The sequence below is a fragment of the Tabrizicola flagellatus genome (assembly GCF_008271465.1).
Classification (GTDB): Bacteria; Pseudomonadota; Alphaproteobacteria; order Rhodobacterales; family Rhodobacteraceae; genus Tabrizicola; species Tabrizicola flagellata.
Genome location: NZ_VMDU01000011.1, coordinates 16,423 through 39,908 on the forward strand (window position 1 = coordinate 16,423; position 23,486 = coordinate 39,908).

The following is a 23,486-nucleotide window of genomic DNA, read 5'->3' on the forward strand; positions in this document are numbered from 1 at the left end:
CACACGGGGCGCGCGGTTGACATCCCGCGCCCCGCCCGCGACAAGCGGACCGGCACAGACGAGGGCCTCATGATCCCCTTCCCCGACATATCTCCCAACCTGTTCGAGATCGAGATCTTCGGCATCACCCTGGCCCTGCGCTGGTATGCGCTGGCCTATATCGCGGGCATCCTGTTCGGATGGTGGATCGTGCTGCGCGCCATCCGCAATCCGGGGCTCTGGTCAGAAGCCGCCCCGATGACCGCCGAACAGGTCGAGCGCCTGCTCACCTGGATCATCCTGGGCGTGATCCTGGGCGGGCGGCTGGGCTATGTGCTGTTCTACGACCTGCCGACCTATCTGGCCGATCCGTTGCAGATCGTGAAGGTCTGGGAGGGCGGCATGTCCTTCCACGGCGGCTTCCTTGGCGTCGTCGTCGCAGCCCTGTGGTTCGGCAGGCGCGAGAAGATCCCGCTTCTTTCGCTGGGCGATCTGATGGCGCTGGCGACTCCGGTCGGGCTGATGCTGGGCAGGCTGGCCAACTTCGTGAATGCCGAACTCTGGGGGCGTCCGACCAGCCTGCCCTGGGGTGTGATCTTCCCCGGCGATGCGGCGCAATATTGCCCGGAGGTCGAGGGCCTCTGCGCCCGCCACCCGAGCCAGCTGTACCAGGCGGGGCTGGAGGGGCTGCTGCTGGCGCTGGTCCTGTTCTGGCTGGCCTTCCGTGCGGGTGGGCTGAAGCGGCCGGGTCTGGTGATGGGGGTGTTCCTGACCGGCTACGGTCTGGCGCGCTTTGTGGTAGAGTTCGTGCGCCAGCCCGATGCGCAGTTCGTCAGCGAGGGCAATCCGATCGGCTGGGCCATCCAGTTCGGCGGCTGGGGCCTGACCATGGGCCAGCTTCTGTCGCTGCCGATGATCGCCGTGGGCCTCTGGTTCGCCTTGCGCGCCCGCAGGTCATGACCCCGCTTGCCCGCCTGATCGCCGAGCGCATCCGAGAGACCGGGCCGATCAGCATCGCCGACTACATGGCCGAATGCCTGCTGCATCCGGTGCATGGCTATTACACCACGCGCGAGCCCTTCGGCGCGGCGGGCGACTTCACCACCGCACCCGAGATCAGCCAGATGTTCGGCGAACTCTTCGGCCTTGCCCTGGCGCAGGCCTGGGTGGACCGTGGGGCGCCCGACCCCTTCATCCTGGCCGAGCCCGGCCCCGGCCGGGGCACGCTGATGGCCGATGTGCTGCGCGCGACGCGCGGCGTGCCCGGCTTTCACGCCGCCCTGCGCCTGGTGCTGGTCGAGGCCTCGCCCCGGCTGCGCGCCCTGCAGGCCGAGCGGCTGGCCGACCACCGCCCGCAGTGGGTGGATCGGATCGAGGATCTGCCCGAAGGCCCGCTGTTCCTGATCGGCAACGAATTCCTCGACGCGCTGCCCATCCGGCAGTTCCTCCGCAGCCCCGAGGGATGGCGCGAGCGGCTGGTGGGCCTCATCGACGGGGCGCTGGCCTTCGGCCTGTCCGCGCCCCTGCCGGAGGTGCCCGACACCCCCGCCTTCCGCCACGCCGCAGAAGGTGCGCTGGTCGAGGACAACCTTCCCGCCCGGCTGGCCGTGGCCGAGGTCGCGCGCCGCATCGCACGCCACGGCGGGCTGGCCTGCTGGATCGACTACGGCGGCTGGAGGTCGCAGGGCGACACGCTCCAGGCGCTGCGCCACCATGCCTTCGACGATCCCCTGGCCCATCCGGGAGAGGCGGACCTGACCGCCCATGTCGATTTCGAGCCCCTGGCCGCGCTGGCCCCGGCCTGGGCATACGACACGCAAGGCGCGGTGCTGCGCCGGCTGGGCATCGATGCAAGGGCGGACCGCCTGGCGCAGGGGCTGACGGGGGCGCGGCTTGACAGCCACCGTGCCGCACATCGCCGCTTGACCGATCCGGCGGAAATGGGTTCGTTGTTCAAGGTGCTGGCCGTCACCTCGGCCGGTGCCCCGCCGCCCCCCGGATTCGCCTGATGCCCTCGACCCTGGAAATCATCACCTCGGACGCGCTGGCAGCCCGCCATGGCTTCTTCACGCGCAAGGGCGGGGCGTCCTCGGGCATCTTCGCCGGGCTGAATTGCGGCACCGGCTCCTCGGACCAGACCGAGATCGTCGCGATCAACCGCGCCCGGGTGGCCGAGGCGATGGGCCTTGGCCCGGAGGCGCTGGTCACCGTGCACCAGGTCCATTCCGCCCGCGCCCTGCCCGTGACCGGCCCGTTGTCGATCCGCCCCGAGGCTGATGCCATGGTCACGGCCACGCCGGGCGTCCTTCTGGCGGTGCTGACGGCCGACTGCCAGCCGGTGCTGTTCGAGGACCCCGAGGCGCGGGTGATCGGCGCCGCCCATGCCGGCTGGCGCGGGTCGGTCGATGGCGTGCTGGAAGCGACGATCGAGGCGATGGAGGCCCTCGGCGCCCGCCGGTCGCGGATCAACGCCGTCATCGGCCCGACAATCAGCCAGGCGGCCTACGAGGTCGGCCCGGAATTCTTCGACCGCTTCCGCGCCGAGGACGAGGACAGCACTCGGTTCTTCGCCAACGGCCCGGGCGACCGGCTTTTGTTCGACCTGCCGGGCTATGGCCTTTACCGGCTGCGCGAAGCCGGGGTCGGCCATGCGGAATGGACCGGCCATTGCACCTACCGCGACCCCGAGCGTTTCTACTCCTTCCGTCGCACGACCCATTCGGGTGAGGCGGATTACGGGCGGCTGATCTCGACAATACGGCTATGATACGGCGAAAAGGGGCATGAAAATGCTCTGATTGCTGCAAGGTTCTTCCCAAACCCTGCCGCAATCTCGGGTCAGCCTGCCCGCAAGGGTTGAATTTCGCCGGGACAAGAGATGATCATCCAGATGAAGACCAAACGCCGCTGGATCCTGTCGATCCTGGAAACGGTCGGCGACGGGACCGACAGCCGTGTGGTGGCGCGCGCCAAGGTGCGCCAGACTTCGGGCCGGACCGTGACGTCGGGGCAGAAGGGTTTCGCGATGCGGCTGAAGTCGGCAACCCGGCAGGTCAGCGACGCCGCGCGCTAGCCGTCAGGCGTTCCTGGCCAGCCGCGCCTCGAGGACATCGAAGGGCAGGCCGGGTTCGTCCTTGGCGCAGCGGATCACCAGGCTGGTCTTGACGTTGGCCACATGATCCGCGCGCAGCAGCTCTTCGGTCAGGAAGCTCTGGAAGGTGGACAGATCCGGCGAGACGCATTTCAGGATGAAGTCGATCTCGCCGTTCAGCATGTGACATTCGCGGACCAGCGGCCATGCCCGGCACCGCGCCTCGAAGGCGGCGAGGTCGGCCTCGGCCTGCGAGTTCAGGCGCACCATGGCAAAGACCTGCACCTCGAAACCCAGTTCCCGCGCATTGATGTCGGCGTGATAGCCTCGGATGTAGCCCTGCTCTTCCAGCCCGCGGACGCGGCGCAGGCAGGGCGGCGCGGAAATGCCGACGCGGCTGGCAAGCTCCACGTTCGTCATCCGGCCGTCCGCCTGAAGTTCCGCCAGGATCTGACGGTCGATGGGATCCAGCTTGTGCGCGACCATGGTGCCTCCGTTCCATGACTTACTTACGCGCCGGGCATCGGTTGCGCAATATTATTTCAACATTGCGCAAGATTGCGATGCATGCATCCTCGGCAAGGCGGCCATGCGGGGGCTTTCGGCGCGGACTGCTGATGGATATATCGGGATACTGATATGGGGATCCTGATTTCCGGGGGACAGCATGGGCGAGACGCGGCACACCAAGGTTCTGATCATCGGCTCGGGCCCGGCCGGATACACCGCCGCGGTCTATTCGGCCCGCGCCATGCTGGAGCCGATCCTGATCCAGGGCCTGCAACCCGGCGGGCAGCTGACCATCACGACCGAGGTCGAGAACTGGCCCGGGGATCACTCGGTGCAGGGGCCGGACCTGATGATGCGGATGGAAGAGCACGCAAAGGCGATGGGAGCTGAGGTGATCGCGGACTACATCACGTCGCTCGACCTGTCGAAGCGGCCCTTCGTGGCGACAGCGGACAGCGGGACAATCTACACGGCGGATGCGGTGATCCTCGCCACGGGGGCGCAGGCGAAGTGGCTGGGACTGCCGAGCGAGGAGAAGTTCAAGGGTTTCGGCGTGTCGGCCTGCGCGACCTGCGACGGGTTCTTCTATCGCGGCAAGCAGGTCGTGGTGATCGGGGGCGGCAATACCGCCGTCGAGGAGGCGCTGTTCCTGACCAACTTCGCGTCGAAGGTGACCGTGATCCACCGCCGCGACAGTTTCCGGGCCGAGAAGATCATGCAGGAGCGCCTGTTCAGGAACCCGAAGATCGAGGTGGTCTGGGATACCGAGGTGGTCGAGATCCTGGGCACCGAGGCACCCCTGAGCGTGACGGGCGTGCGGGTGCGGAACGTGAAGACGGGGTCGGAGGGGGTGATCCCCTGCGACGGGTTCTTCGTGGCGATCGGGCACGCGCCGGCGTCGGAGCTGGTGAAGGATCAGTTGCCCTTGCATTCGGGGGGCTATGTGGTGGTCGAACCCGGCTCGACCCGGACCGCGATCCCGGGGGTCTTCGCGGCGGGGGACCTGACGGACCACGTCTATCGGCAGGCGGTGACCAGCGCCGGGATGGGCTGCATGGCGGCCCTGGATGCCGAGAAGTTCCTGGCGGGGCATTGAGCCAGACCTGCCTGGACAGGTTTTCGGCCCCGTGGAAATCTAGGGATTGGCCGCGGGTATTCAGGATCTCCTGACACTCGGCACGTCGTGCGCCTGCGGCTTCTCCTCGCAGGGGACGAGCGCATCGCGCGGCTAGCGCCGGACCTTTTCCGCCACGAAGGACGCCAGCGCCTGCACGGCCGCGGGCGCGCGAGGACGGGTCAGGAGCGCGATCTCGGCCTCGGCCAGAGGGGGGAAGCCGTCCTGCACCACCAGGCCCGGAGGCACCATCGCCTGGGGCATCACCGTCGCACCGAGGCCCGCCCGGACCGCCGCGACGGCCCCCGCGAAGGAGGGCGAGGTGTAGACGCCGAGCCAGGCCAGACCCGCTGCCTCCAGCGCCCCCGTGGCGCGCGCGCGATAGACGCAGGGCGCCGGGCTGAGGACCAGGGGCACGGGCCGCAGACCGGCGTCGAAGCCGGGTGATGAGACCCAGACCAGCCGTTCCCGCCACAGTGCACGTGAGCCGGGATAGGGTCGGCCCGGATCCTGCTTGACCACGATCAGGTCCTGCTCGCCCGCCTCGAACTCGGCGATCAGCGGCAGGGTCAGCTGGCAGGTGACGTGCAGCTCGACCGCCGGGTGGGCGGCGGCAAAGACGCCCAGGATCTCGGGAAGGTAGAAACTGGCAAAGTCCTCGGGGCTGCCGAAGCGCACCAGACCGGCAAGGTCGGGCGCGCGGAACCGGGCGAGCATCGCGTCGGCCTGCGCCACCATGGCGCGGGCATCGGGCAGAAGCCTTTCGCCCTCCGGCGTCAGCGCGACATTGCGGGTGTCGCGGGCAAGGAGCCGGACGCCCAGCGCCGCCTCCAGCCTGGCCAGTTGACCCGAGACGGCCGATTGCGACCGCCCGACCCGGCCCGCCGTGCGGCTGAAACTGCGCGTCTCGGCAAGGCTGACGAAGGTGCGCAGAAGCTGGGTATCAACGTCGTGCATCGCAATCCAATCTGTCAGACCGATCAGTCATATCTGAATTTTCCGTTTCTCTTTTCAATAGCCGCAGCGCAGAAACCTGGCGCCTGAAACCCTGGAGACAGTCATGGATACCGCTGTTCTGATCGAGAACCTGATCTCGCCCATCACCCTGGCCTTCCTGCTGGGGATCCTCGCCACCCTGATCCGGTCGGACCTGGAGATCCCCGAGCCGGTGATCCGCATCTTTGCGATCTTCCTTCTGTTCTCCATTGGCCTGCAGGGCGGGCGCGAGCTGGCGAGTTCGGACCTGTCAGGGATCGGACCGGCGGTTCTGGTCACGCTGGCGATCGTGCTGGGCGTGCCCGGCCTTGCCTATCTGGTGGCCCGGCTGGGGCTGGGGCTGGACATCCGCAACGCGGCGGGTGTGGCGGCGCTATACGGATCCGTTTCGTCGGTCACCTTTCTGGTGGCGCGGAGCTACAGCGAAAGCATGGGCTACCCGATGGAGGGGTTCATCACCGGGCTGGTGGCGCTGATGGAACTGGGGATCCTGGTGGCGCTGTTCTACGGCCGGCTGGCGCTGGCCCGGGCCGAAGGGGCAAGCGGCGCGCCGCTGTCGGCGATCCTGCTGGAGACGCTGCGGGGTCGGGGGCTGCTTCTGCTGGGCGGCGGGATGGTGATCGGCGCGGCCATCGGCGAGAAGAACTTCGCCAAGATCGAGCCGTTCTTCGTCGACCTGTTCCGGGGCGTTCTGGTGCTGTTCATCCTGGAAATGGGGATGACCGCCGCACGGCAGCTGAAGGATTTCGCGAATGTCGGGGGCCGGATGGTGGTGTTCGGCCTGGTGATGCCGCTGGTCCACGGGTTCATCGTCACCGGCCTGGCCACGACGGCGGGGCTGTCGGTGGGATCGGTCTTCGTGCTGGGCGCGGTGGCGGCTTCGGCGAGTTACATCGACGCCCCCGCCGCAGTGCGCGCGACCTTCCCCGAGGCGAACCCGGGGATCTACCTGACGGCATCCCTGGGGATCACCTTTCCGTTCATGCTCCTGGCCGGGATCCCGATCATCTACCAGATGGCGGTGTTCTGGGCCTGACCCAAGGGGCGGCGGCGGCACGGGACACGGCGGGTCAGCGCAGCCGCATCCCCTCCTTGTCGAAGAGCATGGCATCGCGGGCGTCGAAGCTGATTCCGACCATCGCACCGGGTTCCAGACTGACCTGGTCGTGGCGTTCGACGATCAGTTTCTCGCCCGAGGGCGCGGTGAGGTGGACGTAGCTCACGCCGCCAAGCGCCTCGGTCAGTTCCACCCGGTGCGTGTCGCCGGGGCCGATCTTCAGGTGCTGCGGGCGGAGGCCCACGGTCACCTCTGCCCCCGCAGCCGGCAGCGCAACCGAGGTCGCGACCGAGCCGGCAAGGCCCCTGGCGGCGACTGAACCGGCCCCGGCCACGCCGGCCACGAAGTTCATCGACGGACTGCCGATGAAGCCCGCGACGAAGCGGTTGTCGGGGTTGTTGTAGAGGTCCAGCGGCTTGCCGACCTGCTCGATCCGGCCCGACCGCAGCACGACGATCTTGTCGGCCAGCGTCATCGCCTCGACCTGGTCGTGCGTCACATAGATCATCGTCGCGCCGATCTCGCGGTGCAGCCTTGCGATCTCCACCCGCATCTCCACCCGCAACTCGGCGTCGAGGTTCGAGAGTGGTTCGTCGAACAGGAACACCTCCGGCCCCCGCACGATGGCCCGCCCGATGGCGACGCGCTGGCGCTGGCCGCCCGACAGGGCCTTGGGCTTGCGTTCGAGAAGCGGCTCCAGCTTCAGGATGCGGGCGGCCTCGGCCACCTTGCGCTCGATCTCGGCCCTGGGATGGCCGGTCATCTTCAGCCCGAAGCCCATGTTTTCCGCCACGGTCATGTGGGGATAAAGCGCGTAGGTCTGGAACACCATCGCCACCCCGCGCTCGCTGGGGTCGATGTAGGTCACGTCCTTCGCGCCGATGCGGATGGCACCGGAACTGGTCTCTTCCAGCCCCGCGATCATCCGCAAGAGCGTCGATTTCCCGCAGCCCGAGGGGCCGACGAAGACGCAGAACTCTCCGTCGTCCACCGTCAGGTCGACCCCGTGGATCACCTGCACATCGCCAAAGCGCTTGACGACCTTTTCCAGCGTCACTCCCGTCATGGGTTTCCTCCCCCCGGTTAAACCTGTTCCGGAAAGCGCCAGCTTTCCGCTTCGGCGGCGATCTTCGCCGCGATGTCCTTTATCATCGGCGCCTGGGCGCCCAGTTCCTCCAGAGTCGTCCGCGCCGTGGTCGAGGTGACCGACAAGGCCCCCATCACCCTTCCCCCGCGCGAGAGAATCGGCACTGCGCAGCAGATGATTCCCGCCTCGTGCTCTTCCCGGTCCCAGGCGTGGCCGCGTTGGCGAATCGCTTCCAGTTCCTTCAGCAATTCCTCGCGGCTGGCCAGCGTCTGCGGGGTGAAGCGGTGGAAGGACTGGCGGGCAAGCGCCGCCTCCAGCGCCTCGGGCGGCAGCCAGGCGAGCATCGCCTTGCCGACGCCGGTGCAGTAGGCGGGGCCGACCTTTCCGGCCTGGGCGAACATCTCGACCGGCTTCGCGGCATTGCGCTTGTCGACATAGAGGACCTGGCCGAGGTCCATCTGGGCGAGATGGATCGTCTCGCCGGTTTTCGCCGCCAGTTCATCAAGATAGGGCCGCGCGATGGGCGCGAGCGAGGATTGCGACCAGGCCGCATGGGCCAGCCGCACGAGGCGGACGCCCAGCGCATAGGTGCCGGTGTCGGGGTCGAGCGTCAGCATGCCCTGATGCGTCAGGGTCTGCAGAAGCCGGTAGAGCGTGGCCTTGGGATAGGCGGACTGGGACAGCAGATCGGAAAAGCGCACGGGGCGGCCGTGGCTGGCCACCATGTCCAGGACATCCAGCGCCTTGCCCACCGTGCCGTCGGCATGTCCCTCTGCGCCCATCGCCCCTCCCGCAACGTCGTTGTTGACAGCCTAGACGATAGCGCACATAGTTTTCAATATTCAAGACTAAGTTTCAAATAGTGAAACCAAACGGGAGGAAACCATGGTTCACAAACTGACGGGCGCGCTTGCGCTCGGGGCGGTGTTGATGCTGTCCACTTCGGCCTTCGCGCAGGACAAGCGCGTCGTCACCTGGAACGCGGACTACGACCCGATTCCGCTGGCCGCCGCCGAAGCCCTGATCGCCGATTTCGAGGCCGCGAACCCCGACATCGACATCCAGATGACCAACTTCGACCACGAGGCCTACAAGAACGCGATCCGCAACTTCCTGACCGCGGACCCGCCGGACCTGGCCAACTGGTATGCCGCGAACCGGATGCGTCCCTTCGTCGAGGCGGGCCTGTTCGCCGACATCACCGACGTGTGGGAAGCCAACGGGCTGAAGGACGCGCTCGCCTCTTCCGTGCCGTCGGCCTCGATCGACGGCAAGTTCTATGCCATCCCCTACACCTACTATCAGTGGGGCATCTACTACAACCGCGACGCCTACAAGGCGGCGGGTGTCGAGGTTCCGGGGCCGGAAGGCTTGACCTGGGATCAGTTCCTGGCCAACTGCGAGAAGTTCAAGGCCGCGGGCATCGACTGCGTGACGACGGGCTCGTCGGCGCTGTGGCCGGTGGCGGGCATCTTCGACTATGTCTCGATGCGCACCAACGGCTACCAGTTCCACTCTGACCTCGCCGCCGGCAAGATCTCGTGGACCTCGCCGGAAGTGGCGGCGGTGTTCGAGAACTTCGGCAAGCTGCAACCCTTCGTCACCGCGAACCATGCCGCGATCGACTGGCAGGACGCGGCGGCGCTGCTGGTGCAGGGCAAGGCCGCGAACTACGTCATGGGCAACTTCGCCGTCGGCGTCTTCAAGGAAGGCGGGATGACGAACGACAACCTCGGCTTCATGGTGTTCCCGGAAATCACCCCCGGCATCCCGCGCGCCGAGGAAGCGCCGACCGACACGATCCACCTGACCTCGGGCGCGAAGAACCCCGAGGATGCGAAGAAGTTCCTGGCCTTCATGGCCTCGGCCGAAGCGCAGACAAAGTGGAACGCGGCGGTAGGGCAACTCCCCACCAACAAGAACGCCTCGGTCGATGCGGCCGATCCGTTCCTGACCGCCGGCTTCCAGGCGCTGTCCACCGCGACGGGCGGCATCGCCCAGTTCTGGGACCGCGACGCGGATGCCGAATATGCCAAGGTCGGCATGGAAGGCTTCCAGCAGTTCCTGGTGCAGCCCGACCAGCTTCCGGCGATCCTTGACCGCCTGGAGCAGACCCGTCTGCGGCTTTATCCGCAGTGATCTGACGACCTGGGCGCCTCCCGATCCGGGGGGCGCCCTTCCGAGTCCGGGGGGAGAGATGGCCGAAGCCGCCGCCAAGACCGCTCCGAGGCGCTGGAGCCAGAGGAGCATCGCGCCCTGGCTGTTTCTGGCGCCGGGGCTGATCATGTTCACGATCTACGTGCTCTGGCCCATCGTGGAAAGCGTGACGCTGTCCTTCTACGACTGGAACGGGCTTTACGACCGCGACGGCAACTTCACCGGACGCTTCCTCGGCATGGGGAACTACCGGGAGCTGATGACCGACCCGGCCTTCACCGTCAGCCTTTGGAACAACCTGAAATGGCTGGTCCTGTACATGCTTGCGCTTCCCGCCGGGCTCTTCATCGCGATCTTCCTGAACCAGACGGTCCGGGGCATCCGCATCTACAAGTCCCTGTTCTTCTTCCCCTTCGTCATCAGCCAGGTCGTCGTCGGCCTGATCTTCAGCTGGTTCTACGCGCCGAACTTCGGGCTGTTCTACAAGCTGATCGAATCCATCACCGGACAGGGCGTCGCCGTGCTGGCCGACCCGACCCTGGTGACCTACGGCATCATCGCCGCCGGCCTCTGGCCTCAGATTGCCTATGTGATGATCCTCTACCTGACCGGCCTGAACAACGTCGCCCCCGACCAGATCGAGGCGGCACGGCTGGACGGGGCGAAGGGCTGGCGGATGCTGTGGTATGTCGTCCTGCCTCAGCTGCGCCCGGCCACCTTCATCGCGGTCATCGTTACGGTGATCGGCGCGCTGCGGTCCTTCGACCTGGTGTCGATCATGACCAACGGCGGGCCGTTCGGGTCGTCCCGCGTGCTGTCCTACTACATGTTCGAGATGGCGCTTGGCGAATACGGCTTCCGCATGGGCTATGGCGCGGCCATCGCCGTCGTCCTTTTCGCCATCATGATGGTCTTCATTTCGGGCTTCATCTGGAAGATGTGGCGCGACGAGAGGGAGCGCTGAGATGTTTCCGCGTCCGATCCAGAAATCCTCGACCGCCGCGCAGTGGATCTACACCATCGCGCTGCCCGTGGCGCTGCTGATCTGGCTCTTCCCGCTGCTTGGCGTGGCGCTGACCTCGGTCCGCCCGGCCTCGGACCTGGCGCAGGGGAACTACTTCGGGATGCCCTCGGGAATTGCCTGGGAGAATTATAAGTTCATCTTCACCCAGACGCCCATCGGGCAGTACATGATCAACTCGCTGTGGGTGACGATCCCCACGGTCATCGGCGCGGTCGGCCTGTCGCTGATGACCGGCTTTGCGCTGGCGGTCTACGGGTTCCGGGCGAACCTGCTGGTGTTCTTCCTGTTCGTCGCGGGCAACTTCGTGCCCTTCCAGATCCTGATGGTCCCGGTCCGCGACATGACACTGAACCTCGGCATGTATGACACATGGTATGGCCTGGCGCTGTTCCACATCGCCTTCCAGACCGGGTTCTGCACGCTGTTCATGCGCAACTTCATCAAGGCCCTGCCCTTCGAGCTGATCGAGGCTGCCCGGGTGGAAGGCGTCAGCGAGTGGCGCATCTTCGCCTACATCGTGCTGCCCCTGATGCGCCCGGCCATCGCGGCGCTGTCGGTACTGGTCTTTACCTTCATCTGGAACGACTTCTTCTGGGCCACCGTGCTGACACAGGGCGTCGACAGCCAGCCGATCACCGCCGGCCTGTCCAGCCTCAACGGCCAGTGGATCGCCCAGTGGCATCTGGTCAGTGCCGGATCCATCCTTGCCGCCCTGCCACCGGTCGTGATGTTCTTCCTGATGCAGAAGCACTTCATCGCCGGTCTGACCCTTGGGGCGGTGAAATGACGGTCGGGACGTGCGGCGGGAACAAGCCGCTGGAAGCATGAGGACAGGACCAGCGCGATGATCTTCGAGGATCTGAAGGGTCAATCCGTTTTCATCACCGGGGGCGGCGCAGGCATCGGCGCGGCGCTGACCGAGGCCTTCCTGCGCCAGGGGGCGAAGGTCGCCTTCTGCCAGCGGTCCGACGCCACGGCCTTCTGCGACCGGATGGAGGCCGCCACCGGCAACCGCCCGCTGTTCCTGCCCTGCGACATCTCGCTGACCGACCAGTTGCAGCTGACGCTGGACACCGCCGCCAAGGCGCATGGGCCGATAACGGTCCTGGTCAACAACGCGGCGAACGATACGCGGCACGAGACGCTGAAGACCGACCAGGCCTTCTGGGACTGGTCGATGGCGGTGAACCTGCGGTCCTATTTCTTCGCCTGCCAGCAGGTCATCCCCGGCATGAAGGCCGCGGGCGGGGGGTCGATCATCAACTTCTCCTCGATCAGCTTCATGATGGCCGACACGGGCTATGCCGCCTACATCACCGCCAATGCCGGGATCGTCGGCCTTACCCGGACGCTCGCGCGCGAGTTCGGGCCGGACCGTATCCGCGTCAACGCCATCGCCCCCGGCTGGGTGCTGACCGAGCGGCAGAAGGAGCTATGGGTCACGCCCGAGGCCCTGTCGGCCCACCTGGCCCGCCAGTGCCTGCCCGACCCGATCCAGCCCGAGGACATGGCGGGGACCGTGCTGTTCCTGGCCTCGAACGCCTCGCGCATGATGACCTCGCAGACCCTGATCCTGGACGGAGGCTATATCTCCTCATGACCGCCCTCTCTCCCGCCTGGATCGCAGTGGACTGGGGCACCTCGAACCTGCGCGCCTTCGCGATGGGCGCGCATGGCCGGGTGCTGGCCGAGGCCAGTTCGGACGAGGGAATGGGCAAGCTGAGCCGCGAGGGGTTCGAGCCGGCGCTTCTGCGGCTGATCGGGGCCTGGCTGGACGACCGGCCCCCGGTGGTGGCCTGCGGCATGGTGGGCAGCCGGCAGGGCTGGTGCGAGGCACCCTATCGCGCGGTGCCCTGCACGCCGCTGGACCATGCGGCACTGGTCAAGGCTCCGACGACCGATCCGCGCCTGACGGTCTGGATCGCGCCGGGGCTGAAACAGGCGCAACCCGCCGACGTGATGCGCGGCGAGGAGACGCAGATCGCCGGCGCCTTGCGGCTGATGCCGGGCTATGACGGGGTGATCTGCCTGCCCGGCACCCATTCGAAATGGGTCCATGTCAGCGCGGGCGAGGTGGTCAGCTTCCAGACCTGCATGACCGGGGAACTGTTCGCGCTGCTGTCCGGCGCCTCGGTCCTGCGCCACGGCATGCAGACCGAGGGCTGGGACGACGCGGCCTTCGACTCTGCCGTGTCCGAGGCGATCTCGCGTCCCGAGCGGATTGCCGCACGATTGTTCACGATCCGCGCCGAGGGCCTGATCGCGGGGCTGGCGCCGGATGCCGCGCGGTCCCGGCTGTCGGGTCTTCTGATCGCCACCGAGCTTGCCGCCGCCCGGCCCTACTGGCTGGGCCAGCGGGTGACGCTGGTCGGGGCCGAACGCATCTCCATGGCCTATGCCCGCGCGCTGGCCGCGCAGGGCGTAGAGGCGAAGCGGCTGTCCGCAACCGACTGCACGCTGGCAGGCCTTTCGCTGCTGGCGCCCGAAAAGGTATCCGACCGATGAGCCACCGAAACCTGATTGCCATCCTGCGCGGGATCACCCCGGAAGAGGCCGCCGCGGCCGCACGCGCCCTGGTGGCCGCCGGGATCACCAGGATCGAGGTGCCGCTGAACTCGCCCGACCCCTTCGCCTCGATCGCCGCCATGGCAGCGGCGGTGCCGGGGGCCGAGATCGGCGCCGGCACGGTGCTGACGGTCGCCGAGGTCGCCCGGGTCAGGGCGGCGGGCGGGACGCTGGTCGTCTCGCCGAACTGCGACCCCGAGGTGATCGCCGCCACCCGCGCCGCCGGCATGGCCAGCTGGCCGGGCGTGATGACGCCAACCGAATGTTTCGCCGCGATCAGGGCGGGGGCGACGGGGCTGAAGCTGTTCCCCGGCAGCCTGATCGGCCCCGAGGGGCTGAAGGCGCTGCGGGCGGTGCTGCCGAAGGGACTGCCGGTCTATGCCGTGGGCGGGGCCGGTCCCGCGAACTTCGCCGACTGGGCCAGGGCCGGGGCGGACGGTTTCGGCATCGGCACCGCGCTTTACACGCCGGGCCTGGCTCTGGACGAAATCGCCACGCGGGCCGCGCGGATCGTGGCCGCCTATGACGAGGTCTTCCGATGATCTTCGACGCCCGCCCCTGCGAACTGGGCGAAGGCGCCTTCTGGCACCCGGTTCATGAACGCCTGTTCTGGTTCGACATCCTGAACCGGACCTTGCACAGTCAGGAACAGTCCTGGACCTTTCCGCACATGGTCTCGGCCGCGGGCTGGCTGGATGCCGGGCATCTCGTGATCGCCTCGGAGATCGGGTTGTTGCGCTTCGATCTCGTCAGCGGCCGACACGAGGTGCTGGTCCATGCCGGCAGCCCCGCCACACGATCTAACGATGGCCGCGCCGACAGGCAGGGGGGCTTCTGGTTAGGGCTTATGGGCAAACGGGCAGAGCCGGGCGCAGGCTCGATCTGGCGCTGGCACCGGGGCGAGCTGCGGCGGCTGTTCGACGGCATCACCATTCCGAACGCGATCTGTTTCACCCCGGACGGACGCGCGGCGCATTTCGCCGACACGGCGAAAGGCCAGGTGATGAAGGTGGCTCTGGATGTCGGGGGCTGGCCGGTCGGAAAGCCGGAGGTCTGGCTGGACCTCGCGCCTGAGGGGCTGAACCCGGACGGGGCTGTCATCGATAGCGAAGGACTGTTCTGGAATGCGCAATGGGGCGCGGGCCGCGTTGCCGCATATGCGCCCGACGGTGGTTTCGTGCGCGCGGTGGAAACACCTGGAGCGCCGCAATCCTCGTGCCCGGCGTTCGGCGGCGCCGACATGAAAATCCTTTTCGTCACGACCGCGCTCGAGCACATGGACGAGGCCGCCCGCAAGGCGCATCCCGCCTCGGGCCAGGTCTTTGCCTTTCCCGGCATCGCCCGGGGCCTTCCCGAACCTCAGGTCCTGTCATGAAACGCACGCTTGGAGTCTGCTACTATCCCGAACACTGGCCGGAAGGGAAATGGGCCGAGGATGCCGACCGCATGGCGGCGCTTGGCCTGACCTGGGTCCGCATCGGCGAATTCGCCTGGTCGCGGATGGAGCCCGAGCCCGGCCGGCATGACTGGGCCTGGCTGGACCGCGCGATCGCGACGCTGGGCGCGCGGGGGCTGAAGGTCGTGCTGGGAACGCCCACCGCCACCCCGCCGCGCTGGATGCTGGACCGCCATCCCGACATGCTGGCCGTGGACAAGGACGGCCGGCCGCGCGGCTTCGGCTCGCGCCGGCATTACTGTTTCTCGCATCAGGGCTATCGCGCGGAATGTGCGAGGATCGTTTCTGCCCTGGCCGAGCGGTATGGCAAGAACCCCCATGTCGCGGCCTGGCAGACCGACAACGAATATGCCTGCCATGCCACGACCCTCAGCTATTCCGAAGCCGCGAGATCCGCCTTCCAGGACTGGCTGGCGCAGAAATATCAGTCGCCGGATGCGCTCAACCGGGCCTGGGGCAACGTGTTCTGGTCGATGGAATACCGCGACTTCCGCGAGATCGGCCTGCCGAACCTGACCGTCACCGAGCCGAACCCGAGCCATGTGATGGATTTCCGCCGCTTTTCCAGCGATCAGGTGGCCAGCTTCAACCGGCTTCAGGTCGAGATCATCCGCAGACACTCGGATGCCCCCATCGCGCACAACTTCATGGGTGCGGTGACAGAGTTCGACCATTTCAAGGTGGGCGCGGACCTCGATATCGCCAGCTGGGACAGCTATCCGCTGGGCTACCTGGCCGACCGGATACCGGCAGAGCCCGAACACAAGCGGCGCTTCGTCCGGCAAGGCGACCCGGATTTCCAGGCTTTCCATCACGACCTCTACCGTGCCGTGGGCCGGGGGCGCTGGTGGATCATGGAACAGCAGCCGGGCCCGGTGAACTGGGCCCCCTACAACCCCGATCCCTTGCCCGGCATGGCGCGGCTCTGGGCCTGGGAGGCCTTTGCCCATGGCGCGGAAGCGGTCTGCTATTTCCGCTGGCGCCAGGCCCCCTTTGCGCAGGAACAGATGCACGCGGGCCTGCTGCGCCCCGACAGCGCCCCGGCGCAAGCCTTCGGCGAGGCGGGGCAGGTCGCGCGAGAACTGGCGGCGATGCCCGAGGCCGGGACGGGACGCGCCGATGTGGCGCTGATCTTCGACTATGCGTCCGACTGGGCCTGGGAGACCCAGCCGCAGGGGCGCAGCTTCAGCTACTTCTGGCTGGTGTTCCACCTCTACAAGGGGTTGCGGCGGCTGGGGCTTAACGTGGACATCCTGCCGCCCGACACCGCCGACCTGTCGGGCTACCGGCTGGTGCTGGCGCCGGGGCTGTTCAGCCTGTCCGAGCCGCTGAAGGCCGCGATCGCGGGCTTCGCGGGCACGGCGATCCTCGGACCGCGGACCAATTCCCGGACGCCCGACTTCGCGATCCCCGTGCCGCTGCCGCCCGCCCTTCCGGGGCTGGACGCCGTGGTCGCGCGGGTGGAAAGCCTGCCGCCCGACGTTCCCGTGCCGCTGGCGCAGGGCGGGGCGCTGGTGAACTGGCGGGAGAAGCTGGAAGGCTCGGCCGAGGTGGTCGAGGCGGCCGAGGACGGCTGGCCGGCGCTGGTCGCCGCTGGCCGGTTGCACTATCTGGCCGGCTGGCCGGACGAGGCGGCACTGAACCGGATCCTGATGCGCGCCTGCGCGGCCGAGGGGATCGAGACCGATCCCCTGCCCGAGGGACTGCGCCGTCGCGATACCGCGACGCACCGGTTCCTGTTCAACTACAACCCGGTGCCGGTGGACTGGGGCGGGGTGACGATCCCTCCGGCCGGAGTGCACTGGGTCGGACGATGAGGGAAGCCCCAGGATTTTTCGACGAAAAATCCTGGGGTTGCGCCTAGTCCTGGATCGAGATTTCGCCGGCGACCGGCAGGAAGGCCGCGCCGTTCGGGCCTAGCGTCAGGCGGTCGCCTTGCAGGACCGCATGCAGCGAGGGGCCGGTCGGCGCGGCGGTGCCCGCAACCGTCAGCGACCGCGCCACGGGCGAGAGGTTGAACAGGCAGAGCAGCGCGCCCTCGCCTTCGCCCCGGACGAAGCCCAGCACCGGCTCGTGCAGGTCGAGAAAGCGGGTGCCGCCCGCGCGCAGGGCAAGCGAGCCCTTCCGGAAGGCCAGCGCCGCCCGGTAGTGTTCCAGCACCGAGCCCTGCGCGCCATCCTGTCCCGCGACATGGCGGGCGGCCTGTTCGGCCTTGACCGGCAGCCAGGGCTTGCCCGTGGTAAAGCCCGCATTGGGCGAGGCGTCCCAGACCATCGGCGTGCGGGTGTTGTCGCGGCCCAGAGGCTCGGGCCAGAAGGCGATGCCCTGGGGGTCGGTCAGTTCCTCGAAATCGAGCGGTGTGTCGGTCTGGCCCAGTTCCTCGCCCTGCCAGAGGCAGATCGAGCCCTCGAAGGACAGGAGGAGCGAGGCCGCCTGTTTCGCCAGATCCTCGGTCGAGGCGGCATTCTTCGCCCAGCGCGTCGCGTGGCGCACCACGTCGTGGTTGGAGAAGGCCCACATCGGCCAGCCCTCGGGTGCGCCCTTGAAGAAGCCTTCCAGCCGGTCGCGGAAGAATCCGGCCGAGAAGTCGTAGCCCATCATCTCGAAGGAATAGCACTGATGCAGGCGGCCGGGAGCGGTGTATTCGCCCATCATGCGGATCGCGTGGTGGCTTTCGCCCATCTCGCCCACCGAGGCCGCGCCGTATTCGTCGAGCAGTCTGCGGATGCGTTCCATCCAGAGCAGGTTCTCGGGCTGGTTCTTCGAGAACAGGTGATACTGCATGAAATAGGGGTTGCCTTCGGGTTCGGCCTTGACCCGGTAGTCGGCGGCGTCGTCCCGCAGGAGGGGGTCGTGGAAGAAGTAGTTCACCGTGTCGAAGCGGAAGCCGTCCACCCCGCGGTCGAGCCAGAAGCGCATGGCTGAAATCGCCCAGTCCTGCACTTCGGGGTTGTGGTAGTTCAGGTCGGGCTGCGAGGCGAGGAAGTTGTGCAGGTAGTACTGCTTGCGCCGCGCATCCCATTGCCAGGCGGAGCCGCCGAAGACCGAAAGCCAGTTGCAGGGCGGGGTGCCGTCGTGGCGGGGATCGGCCCAGACATACCAGTCGGCCTTCGGGTTCACCCGGTCCTTGCGGCTTTCGGCGAAGAAGGGGTGCTGGTCCGAGGTGTGGCTGAGCACCTGGTCGATGATGACCTTGAGCCCAAGGTCATGCGCCCGCGCGATCAGGGCGTCGAAATCGGCGAGCGTCCCGAAGACCGGGTCCACGTCGCAATAGTCGCTGACATCATAGCCCATATCCTTCATCGGGCTCTTGAAGAAGGGCGAGAGCCAGACGGCATCGACCCCAAGCGCGGCCAGATGGTCGAGCCGGCGGGTGATGCCCGGCAGGTCGCCCACGCCGTCGCCGTTCGTGTCCTGGAAGGACCGGGGATAGACCTGGTAGGTCACGGCGCCACGCCACCAATCGCTCATCCCCGCCTCCTTGCTGGACCGTTCCGGCCCTTATCTCCGGCCCGGTGCGGGCAAAAGCCCAAAGCGATTTCGCCGGCACCGTCCATACGATAATCCGCAGATTTGCGGCAGCCGCGCAACGGAAAGCTGCGAAGGGGATCAGTGCGCGGACGGGCGGGCTGTAACGGTGACAATATCGCCGTTGACCCCGGAAGGAGCGGGGCGCAGGGTGCCCGCCGGAACCGGAGCGCGCGCCATGCCGAAAGCCCCCCTGATCACCCCCGTCCTGATCGCCGGCTGTGCGGTCCTGATGATCTCCTTCGCGATCCGGGCGAGTTTCGGGGTGTTCCAGATCCCGATCGCCTCGGAATTCGGCTGGCTGCGGGCCGATTTCTCGCTGGCGATCGCGATCCAGAACCTGGCCTGGGGCATCGGCCAGCCCTTGTTCGGCGCGCTGGCGGAGCGGTTCGGCGACCGGCGGGCGATCATCGCGGGGGCGTTGCTTTATTCCGCCGGGCTGGTGCTGTCGGCCTATGCGGTGACGCCGGGGCAGCATCAGATCCTCGCGATCCTTGTCGGTTTCGGTATCGCGGGCACCGGGTTCGGGGTGATCCTGGCCATCGTCGGGCGCGCGGCCAGTGCCGAGAACCGCTCGATGGCGCTGGGGATCGCCACCGCCGCCGGCTCGGCCGGGCAGGTCTTCGGCGCGCCCACGGCGGAGTGGCTGTTGCAGAGCTACAGCTGGCAGACGGTCTTCCTGATCTTCGCCGCGGTGATCCTGGCGACGCTGGCCGCCCTGCCCTTCCTGCGCAGCCCGCAGCTGGCCAGCCGGCAGGAGCTGGAGGAAAGCATGGGCACGGTCCTGATCCGCGCCTTCCGCGATCCGTCCTACACGCTGATCTTCCTGGGCTTTTTCTCCTGCGGCTACCAGCTGGCCTTCATCACCGCGCATTTCCCGGCCTTCGTGACCGAGCTCTGTTCGCCGATCGATTCCGGCTCCATGCTGGCGGGGCTGGGCATCACCACGACCTCGGCGCTGGGAGCGGTGTCGATCGCGGTGATCGGCCTGTTCAACATCGTCGGCACGTTGACGGCGGGCTGGCTGGGCAAGCGGCACACCAAGAAATACCTCTTGTTCTGGATCTATGTCGGCCGCACCATCGCCGCCGCGACCTTCATCCTTATGCCGATCACGCCGGCCTCGGTGCTGATCTTCTCGGCGGTGATGGGCGCGCTGTGGCTGGCCACGGTGCCGCTGACCAGCGGGCTTGTCGCACATATCTACGGCATCCGCTACATGGGCACGCTGTATGGCGTGGTGTTCCTCAGCCACCAGATCGGCGGTTTCCTCGGCGTCTGGCTGGGGGGCAAGATGTACGACCTGAACGGCGACTACACGCTGGTCTGGTGGATCGGCGTCGGCGTCGGGGCATTCTCGGCGCTGGTGCACCTGCCCATCAGGGAACGGCAGATGATGCCGCAGGCGGCCTGAGGCGCGGGGCCCCCGTCACTCTTTCGGCAGGGGCTGGACAACGAGGATCTCCAGGTCGCGGTCGGGGGTGTAGTTCGTCTTCTCGATGACGAAGGTCGTGGGGCCGGTCTTGCGCACGCCTTCGGCGCAGAGCGAGATCACGTTCCCCGGATCGCCCTTGTCGAGTGTCAGGGTGAAGCGCCCGATGGGGCCGGCCCAGCTGTTCGCGGTGCGCAGGACGTAGGAGATGTTGTAGGCCGTGCCGGTATTGCCGAATTCCTCCGAGCCCGAGCCTTCAAGCGCCTTCACGATGGCGCGCGAGGTGCCCTCGTCGATGCAGTACTGGTCCTTGAGGTAAAGCTGCCAGTCCTCGGGCGGATGGGTCCAGTAGAACACGCCTCCGGGCGGGCGGTTGGCGTAGCTGTGGCTGATCCGGACCTCGGCCCCGGCCGGGAAGGTCTGGGTCCAGTGATAGCGGGTGACGATGGACCATCTGCCCCAGACATCGGGGGGCTGATCCTGCGCGGGGTCGCCGGCGTAGAATTCGGCCAGTTCCAGCGCCTCGGCCTCGGCACGCCTGTCCTCGGGCAGGGCGAGAAGTGCCTGGCGCACGGCCTCGATTTCCAGTGTCAGGGGGATGCCCAGCCGTTCGAGATCGGCCGTCACGTCGCGCCCCGGATCGTCGTATTGCCGAGAGGGCGGCATCTCCTCGTCGAAGCCGTCCTCGATCACCGCGATGCGGTCGATGGCGACCTTGACCGGCTGACCGTCCACCGTCGCGGTGAAGCCGACGAGGTCGGGCGCGGAGAGATCCTCGGGCAGGTTCATCATCGACTCGTAGCCGGACCAGACCCCGACCGGCGGCAGGGGGAAGATCATCTCTCCGGTCACGTCGGCATCGGTCAGGTTGCGGAACACATAATCCACGGCGATGCGGTCGAGGCCGATGAAGAGATTTTCCTCCTCCATCGCGATGGAGTCGGTCTGGCCGAAGGTCAGGCCGGTGGCCGAAAGACCGCCGAAGCCGTCATTGGCATGGACCGGCGTGGCAAGGCACAGGGCAACGGGCAGGAGGGACAGGCGCATGGTTGGCTCCGGTGGTGATCGGAGCCATCAGAGCCCCGGTTGGAGATTCCCGCAAGACCGGGCGCAAGGCGGCGGATCGGGTGGCGAAAACCGCCTTGCGCCCGGCGCGGGCGCTTGGCAGAAGCGCCGGACGCACCGAAAGTTCCGCCATGCGCATCGGCATCGCCGCCCTGATCCTCGCCTATATCCTGAGCCAGTTCTACCGCGCCTTCCTCGCGGTGCTGTCGCCGGTCCTGACGCGGGATCTGGGGGTGACGGCGGCCGAGCTGGCCTCGGCCTCGGGCTGGTGGTTCCTGGCCTTTGCGGCGATGCAGATCCCGATCGGCGCCTGGCTGGACCGGGTCGGGCCGCGGCTGACCTCGGGCCTCTTGATGGCGGTGGGGGCCGGGGGCGCGGTGCTGTTTTCCCAGGCGACGGGGGCGGGGCAGATCAAGATCGCCATGGCGCTGATCGGGGTGGGCTGCGCGCCGGTGCTGATGGCGAGCTATTTCATCTTCGCCCGCCAGTTCGCGCCCTCTGCCTTCGGCACGCTGGCGGCGCTGACGCTGGCGGTCGGGACGCTGGGCAATGTCGCCTCGTCGCTGCCGCTGTCCTGGGCGGTCGCCGCCTTCGGCTGGCGCGAAACTGTGCTGGGTCTCGCGGCAGTCACCGGCGCAGTGGCGCTGGCGATCCTGGTCCTGGTGCGCGACCCGGAGCGGCTGGCGGGCGCGCGGGACGGCTCTCTCGTCGAACTGCTGCGGATGCCTCTGCTCTGGCCCGTCCTCATCATGATGACGGTCTGCTACGCGCCGATCGCCGGGCTGCGGGGGCTGTGGATCGGGCCCTATTTCGCCGATGTCCATGGTGCGGACCAGCTGGAGATCGGGCGGATCAGCCTGTGGATGGGACTGGCCATGGTGGTGGGCAACTTCGCCTACGGGCCGCTCGACCGCTGGTTTCCCAGCCGCAAGCTGCTCGTCCTCCTGGGCAATGCGGCGATGCTGGTCTGCCTCTTCGGCCTGTGGTGGTTCGCCGCCGCGCCGCCGATGGTGGCGGTGGTGCTGCTGGTCGCGGCGGGGTTCTTCGGGGCGAGCTTTCCCATCGTGCTGGCGCATGGCCGGGCCTTCGTGCCGGCGCATCTGACCGGGCGGGGGGTGACGCTTCTGAACCTGTTCGGCATCGCGCCGATCGGCATCGCCCAGATCGTGACCGGCCGCATCCATGCCGCGACCGAGCCTGTCACCCCGGCCGCGCCATACGCGGCGGTGTTCCTGTTCTTCGCGCTGGCCACCGCGATCGGTCTGGCCGTCTATCTGCTGTCACGCGACCGCGCCGACTGAACCGGGGCGGACGAATCCGCTTTTCCGTCGCGCGGCCTTGCGCTATGGCCCGCCCGTCCCCGAAGGGCGGGGGCGGACAAGGAGAACCCCGATGGGCTACAAGGTCGTCGTCGCGGGTGCCACGGGCAACGTGGGCCGCGAAATGCTGAACATCCTCGCCGAGCGCGAGTTCCCGGTTGACGAGATCGCCGCGCTGGCGTCGCGCAAATCTCTGGGCACTGAAGTCAGCTTCGGCGACAAGACTATCAAGACCAAGGATCTGGACACCTTCGACTTCACCGGCTGGGACATCGCGCTGTTCGCCGTGGGGTCCGAGGCGACCAAGGTCTATGCGCCCAAGGCGGCGGCGGCGGGCTGCGTGGTGATCGACAACTCGTCGCTCTACCGCTATGACCCCGAGATCCCGCTGATCGTGCCGGAGGTGAACGCCGATGCGATCCATGCCTACAAGAACAGGAACATCATCGCGAACCCCAACTGCTCGACCGCGCAGATGGTGGTGGCGCTGAAGCCCCTGCATGACCGGGCCAGGATCAAGCGGGTGGTGGTGGCGACCTACCAGTCCGTTTCGGGTGCCGGGAAGGAGGGGATGGACGAGCTCTGGAACCAGACCAAGGCCATCTATAACCCGGTCGATGACGTGCCGCCGAAGAAGTTCTCGAAGCAGATCGCCTTCAACGTGATCCCGCATATCGACGTCTTCATGGACTCGGGCGAGACCAAGGAAGAGTGGAAGATGGTGGCCGAGACGAAGAAGATCCTCGACCCCAAGATCAAGGTCACCGCGACCTGCGTGCGGGTGCCGGTCTTCGTCGGCCATTCCGAGGCGATCAACATCGAGACCGAGGAGTTCCTGGATTGGCAGGAAGCCCAGGACATCCTGCGCGAAAGCCCCGGTGTCATGCTGATCGACAAGCGGGAACCCGGCGGCTACATCACGCCGATCGAATGCGTGGGCGAATATGCGACCTACGTCAGCCGCGTGCGGCAGGACTCGACCATCGAGAACGGGCTGAACCTGTGGTGCGTCAGCGACAACCTGCGCAAGGGCGCGGCGCTGAACGCGGTGCAGATCGCCGAGCTTCTGGGCCAGAAGGTGCTGAAGAAGGGCTAAGGCTTTCTTA

General features: G+C 67.4%; 23 protein-coding genes. 17 read left to right on the forward strand and 6 right to left on the reverse strand.

Features of this window, described 5'->3' with window-relative positions:
* Positions 1 to 69 precede the first annotated feature (69 nt).
* The 4 genes from lgt to FL625_RS13535 all read left to right on the forward strand — a co-directional run bounded on the left by lgt (position 70) and on the right by FL625_RS13535 (position 3,052).
* Positions 70 to 939: a prolipoprotein diacylglyceryl transferase gene (lgt, locus tag FL625_RS13520; RefSeq protein ID WP_149589285.1), complete on the forward strand. Its 870-nt coding sequence runs from the start codon at positions 70 to 72 to the stop codon at positions 937 to 939.
* Positions 936 to 1,988, forward strand: coding sequence for a class I SAM-dependent methyltransferase (locus FL625_RS13525; RefSeq protein WP_149589213.1), 1,053 nt, complete (start codon positions 936 to 938; stop codon positions 1,986 to 1,988). The genes lgt and FL625_RS13525 overlap by 4 nt, the downstream gene beginning before the upstream one ends.
* Positions 1,988 to 2,746, forward strand: a complete 759-nt coding sequence (gene pgeF / locus FL625_RS13530) for a peptidoglycan editing factor PgeF (RefSeq protein ID WP_149589214.1) — start codon at positions 1,988 to 1,990, stop codon at positions 2,744 to 2,746. The genes FL625_RS13525 and pgeF overlap by 1 nt, the downstream gene beginning before the upstream one ends.
* A gap of 111 nt (positions 2,747 to 2,857) precedes the next feature.
* Complete coding sequence (locus FL625_RS13535; protein WP_149589215.1) at positions 2,858 to 3,052, forward strand: hypothetical protein; 195 nt, start codon at positions 2,858 to 2,860, stop codon at positions 3,050 to 3,052.
* Positions 3,053 to 3,055: 3 nt separating this feature from the next.
* Here the strand turns inward: FL625_RS13535 and FL625_RS13540 are convergent, their stop codons facing one another.
* Complete coding sequence (locus FL625_RS13540; protein WP_149589216.1) at positions 3,056 to 3,556, reverse strand: Lrp/AsnC family transcriptional regulator; 501 nt, start codon at positions 3,554 to 3,556, stop codon at positions 3,056 to 3,058.
* Between the two features lie 181 nt (positions 3,557 to 3,737).
* Between FL625_RS13540 and trxB the strand changes: the two genes are divergently transcribed.
* A complete protein-coding gene (trxB, locus tag FL625_RS13545; RefSeq protein WP_149589217.1) occupies positions 3,738 to 4,676 on the forward strand; it encodes a thioredoxin-disulfide reductase in 939 nt (312 codons plus the stop codon).
* A gap of 132 nt (positions 4,677 to 4,808) precedes the next feature.
* On the opposite strand, the gene FL625_RS13550 is transcribed toward trxB, so the two are convergent.
* The gene (locus FL625_RS13550) at positions 4,809 to 5,651 is read right to left on the reverse strand and encodes a LysR family transcriptional regulator (protein WP_149589218.1); all 843 of its coding nucleotides are present in this window, start codon (positions 5,649 to 5,651) and stop codon (positions 4,809 to 4,811) included.
* Positions 5,652 to 5,754: 103 nt separating this feature from the next.
* Here FL625_RS13550 and FL625_RS13555 point away from each other — a divergent pair, with 103 nt between their 5' ends.
* Complete coding sequence (locus FL625_RS13555; protein WP_149589219.1) at positions 5,755 to 6,726, forward strand: sodium-dependent bicarbonate transport family permease; 972 nt, start codon at positions 5,755 to 5,757, stop codon at positions 6,724 to 6,726.
* 34 nt (positions 6,727 to 6,760) lie between these two features.
* Here the strand turns inward: FL625_RS13555 and FL625_RS13560 are convergent, their stop codons facing one another.
* The gene (locus FL625_RS13560) at positions 6,761 to 7,813 is read right to left on the reverse strand and encodes an ABC transporter ATP-binding protein (RefSeq protein ID WP_149589220.1); all 1,053 of its coding nucleotides are present in this window, start codon (positions 7,811 to 7,813) and stop codon (positions 6,761 to 6,763) included.
* Positions 7,814 to 7,830: 17 nt separating this feature from the next.
* Positions 7,831 to 8,616, reverse strand: coding sequence for an IclR family transcriptional regulator (locus FL625_RS13565; RefSeq protein ID WP_149589221.1), 786 nt, complete (start codon positions 8,614 to 8,616; stop codon positions 7,831 to 7,833).
* 103 nt (positions 8,617 to 8,719) lie between these two features.
* On the opposite strand from FL625_RS13565, the gene FL625_RS13570 reads away from it, so the two are divergent.
* Genes FL625_RS13570 through FL625_RS13605 form a run of 8 tightly spaced genes read left to right on the forward strand, consistent with a single transcriptional unit; the run spans position 8,720 to position 16,853 of the window.
* Positions 8,720 to 9,973 (forward strand): ABC transporter substrate-binding protein, encoded by a 1,254-nt coding sequence (locus FL625_RS13570; RefSeq protein ID WP_149589222.1) that lies wholly within the window; start codon positions 8,720 to 8,722, stop codon positions 9,971 to 9,973.
* A 58-nt stretch (positions 9,974 to 10,031) separates the two neighbouring features.
* Positions 10,032 to 10,955 (forward strand): carbohydrate ABC transporter permease, encoded by a 924-nt coding sequence (locus tag FL625_RS13575; protein WP_149589223.1) that lies wholly within the window; start codon positions 10,032 to 10,034, stop codon positions 10,953 to 10,955.
* Between the two features lies 1 nt (position 10,956).
* Positions 10,957 to 11,802, forward strand: a complete 846-nt coding sequence (locus tag FL625_RS13580; RefSeq protein WP_149589224.1) for a carbohydrate ABC transporter permease — start codon at positions 10,957 to 10,959, stop codon at positions 11,800 to 11,802.
* A gap of 57 nt (positions 11,803 to 11,859) precedes the next feature.
* On the forward strand, positions 11,860 to 12,615 hold the full coding sequence (locus FL625_RS13585; RefSeq protein ID WP_149589225.1) for an SDR family NAD(P)-dependent oxidoreductase: 756 nt from the start codon (positions 11,860 to 11,862) through the stop codon (positions 12,613 to 12,615).
* Entirely contained in the window at positions 12,612 to 13,520 is a 909-nt protein-coding gene (locus FL625_RS13590) for a 2-dehydro-3-deoxygalactonokinase (RefSeq protein ID WP_149589226.1), read from the forward strand. The genes FL625_RS13585 and FL625_RS13590 overlap by 4 nt, the downstream gene beginning before the upstream one ends.
* A complete protein-coding gene (locus FL625_RS13595) occupies positions 13,517 to 14,122 on the forward strand; it encodes a 2-dehydro-3-deoxy-6-phosphogalactonate aldolase (protein ID WP_149589227.1) in 606 nt (201 codons plus the stop codon). Before FL625_RS13590 ends, FL625_RS13595 begins: the two co-directional genes overlap by 4 nt.
* Complete coding sequence (locus FL625_RS13600; protein ID WP_149589228.1) at positions 14,119 to 14,955, forward strand: SMP-30/gluconolactonase/LRE family protein; 837 nt, start codon at positions 14,119 to 14,121, stop codon at positions 14,953 to 14,955. Before FL625_RS13595 ends, FL625_RS13600 begins: the two co-directional genes overlap by 4 nt.
* A complete protein-coding gene (locus tag FL625_RS13605; RefSeq protein WP_149589229.1) occupies positions 14,952 to 16,853 on the forward strand; it encodes a beta-galactosidase in 1,902 nt (633 codons plus the stop codon). The genes FL625_RS13600 and FL625_RS13605 overlap by 4 nt, the downstream gene beginning before the upstream one ends.
* Positions 16,854 to 16,896: 43 nt before the next feature.
* On the opposite strand, the gene FL625_RS13610 is transcribed toward FL625_RS13605, so the two are convergent.
* Positions 16,897 to 18,507 (reverse strand): alpha-amylase family glycosyl hydrolase, encoded by a 1,611-nt coding sequence (locus FL625_RS13610; RefSeq protein ID WP_149589230.1) that lies wholly within the window; start codon positions 18,505 to 18,507, stop codon positions 16,897 to 16,899.
* Between the two features lie 235 nt (positions 18,508 to 18,742).
* Here FL625_RS13610 and FL625_RS13615 point away from each other — a divergent pair, with 235 nt between their 5' ends.
* Positions 18,743 to 19,978 (forward strand): MFS transporter, encoded by a 1,236-nt coding sequence (locus tag FL625_RS13615; RefSeq protein ID WP_149589231.1) that lies wholly within the window; start codon positions 18,743 to 18,745, stop codon positions 19,976 to 19,978.
* 15 nt (positions 19,979 to 19,993) lie between these two features.
* Here the strand turns inward: FL625_RS13615 and FL625_RS13620 are convergent, their stop codons facing one another.
* Positions 19,994 to 21,043 carry a DUF4424 family protein gene (locus tag FL625_RS13620; RefSeq protein ID WP_149589232.1) on the reverse strand — a complete coding sequence of 350 codons (1,050 nt, stop codon included), beginning with the start codon at positions 21,041 to 21,043 and terminating at the stop codon, positions 19,994 to 19,996.
* Positions 21,044 to 21,192: 149 nt separating this feature from the next.
* On the opposite strand from FL625_RS13620, the gene FL625_RS13625 reads away from it, so the two are divergent.
* Positions 21,193 to 22,362 carry an MFS transporter gene (locus FL625_RS13625; RefSeq protein WP_149589233.1) on the forward strand — a complete coding sequence of 390 codons (1,170 nt, stop codon included), beginning with the start codon at positions 21,193 to 21,195 and terminating at the stop codon, positions 22,360 to 22,362.
* A 91-nt stretch (positions 22,363 to 22,453) separates the two neighbouring features.
* On the forward strand, positions 22,454 to 23,476 hold the full coding sequence (locus FL625_RS13630; RefSeq protein ID WP_149589234.1) for an aspartate-semialdehyde dehydrogenase: 1,023 nt from the start codon (positions 22,454 to 22,456) through the stop codon (positions 23,474 to 23,476).
* Positions 23,477 to 23,486: the final 10 nt, after the last annotated feature.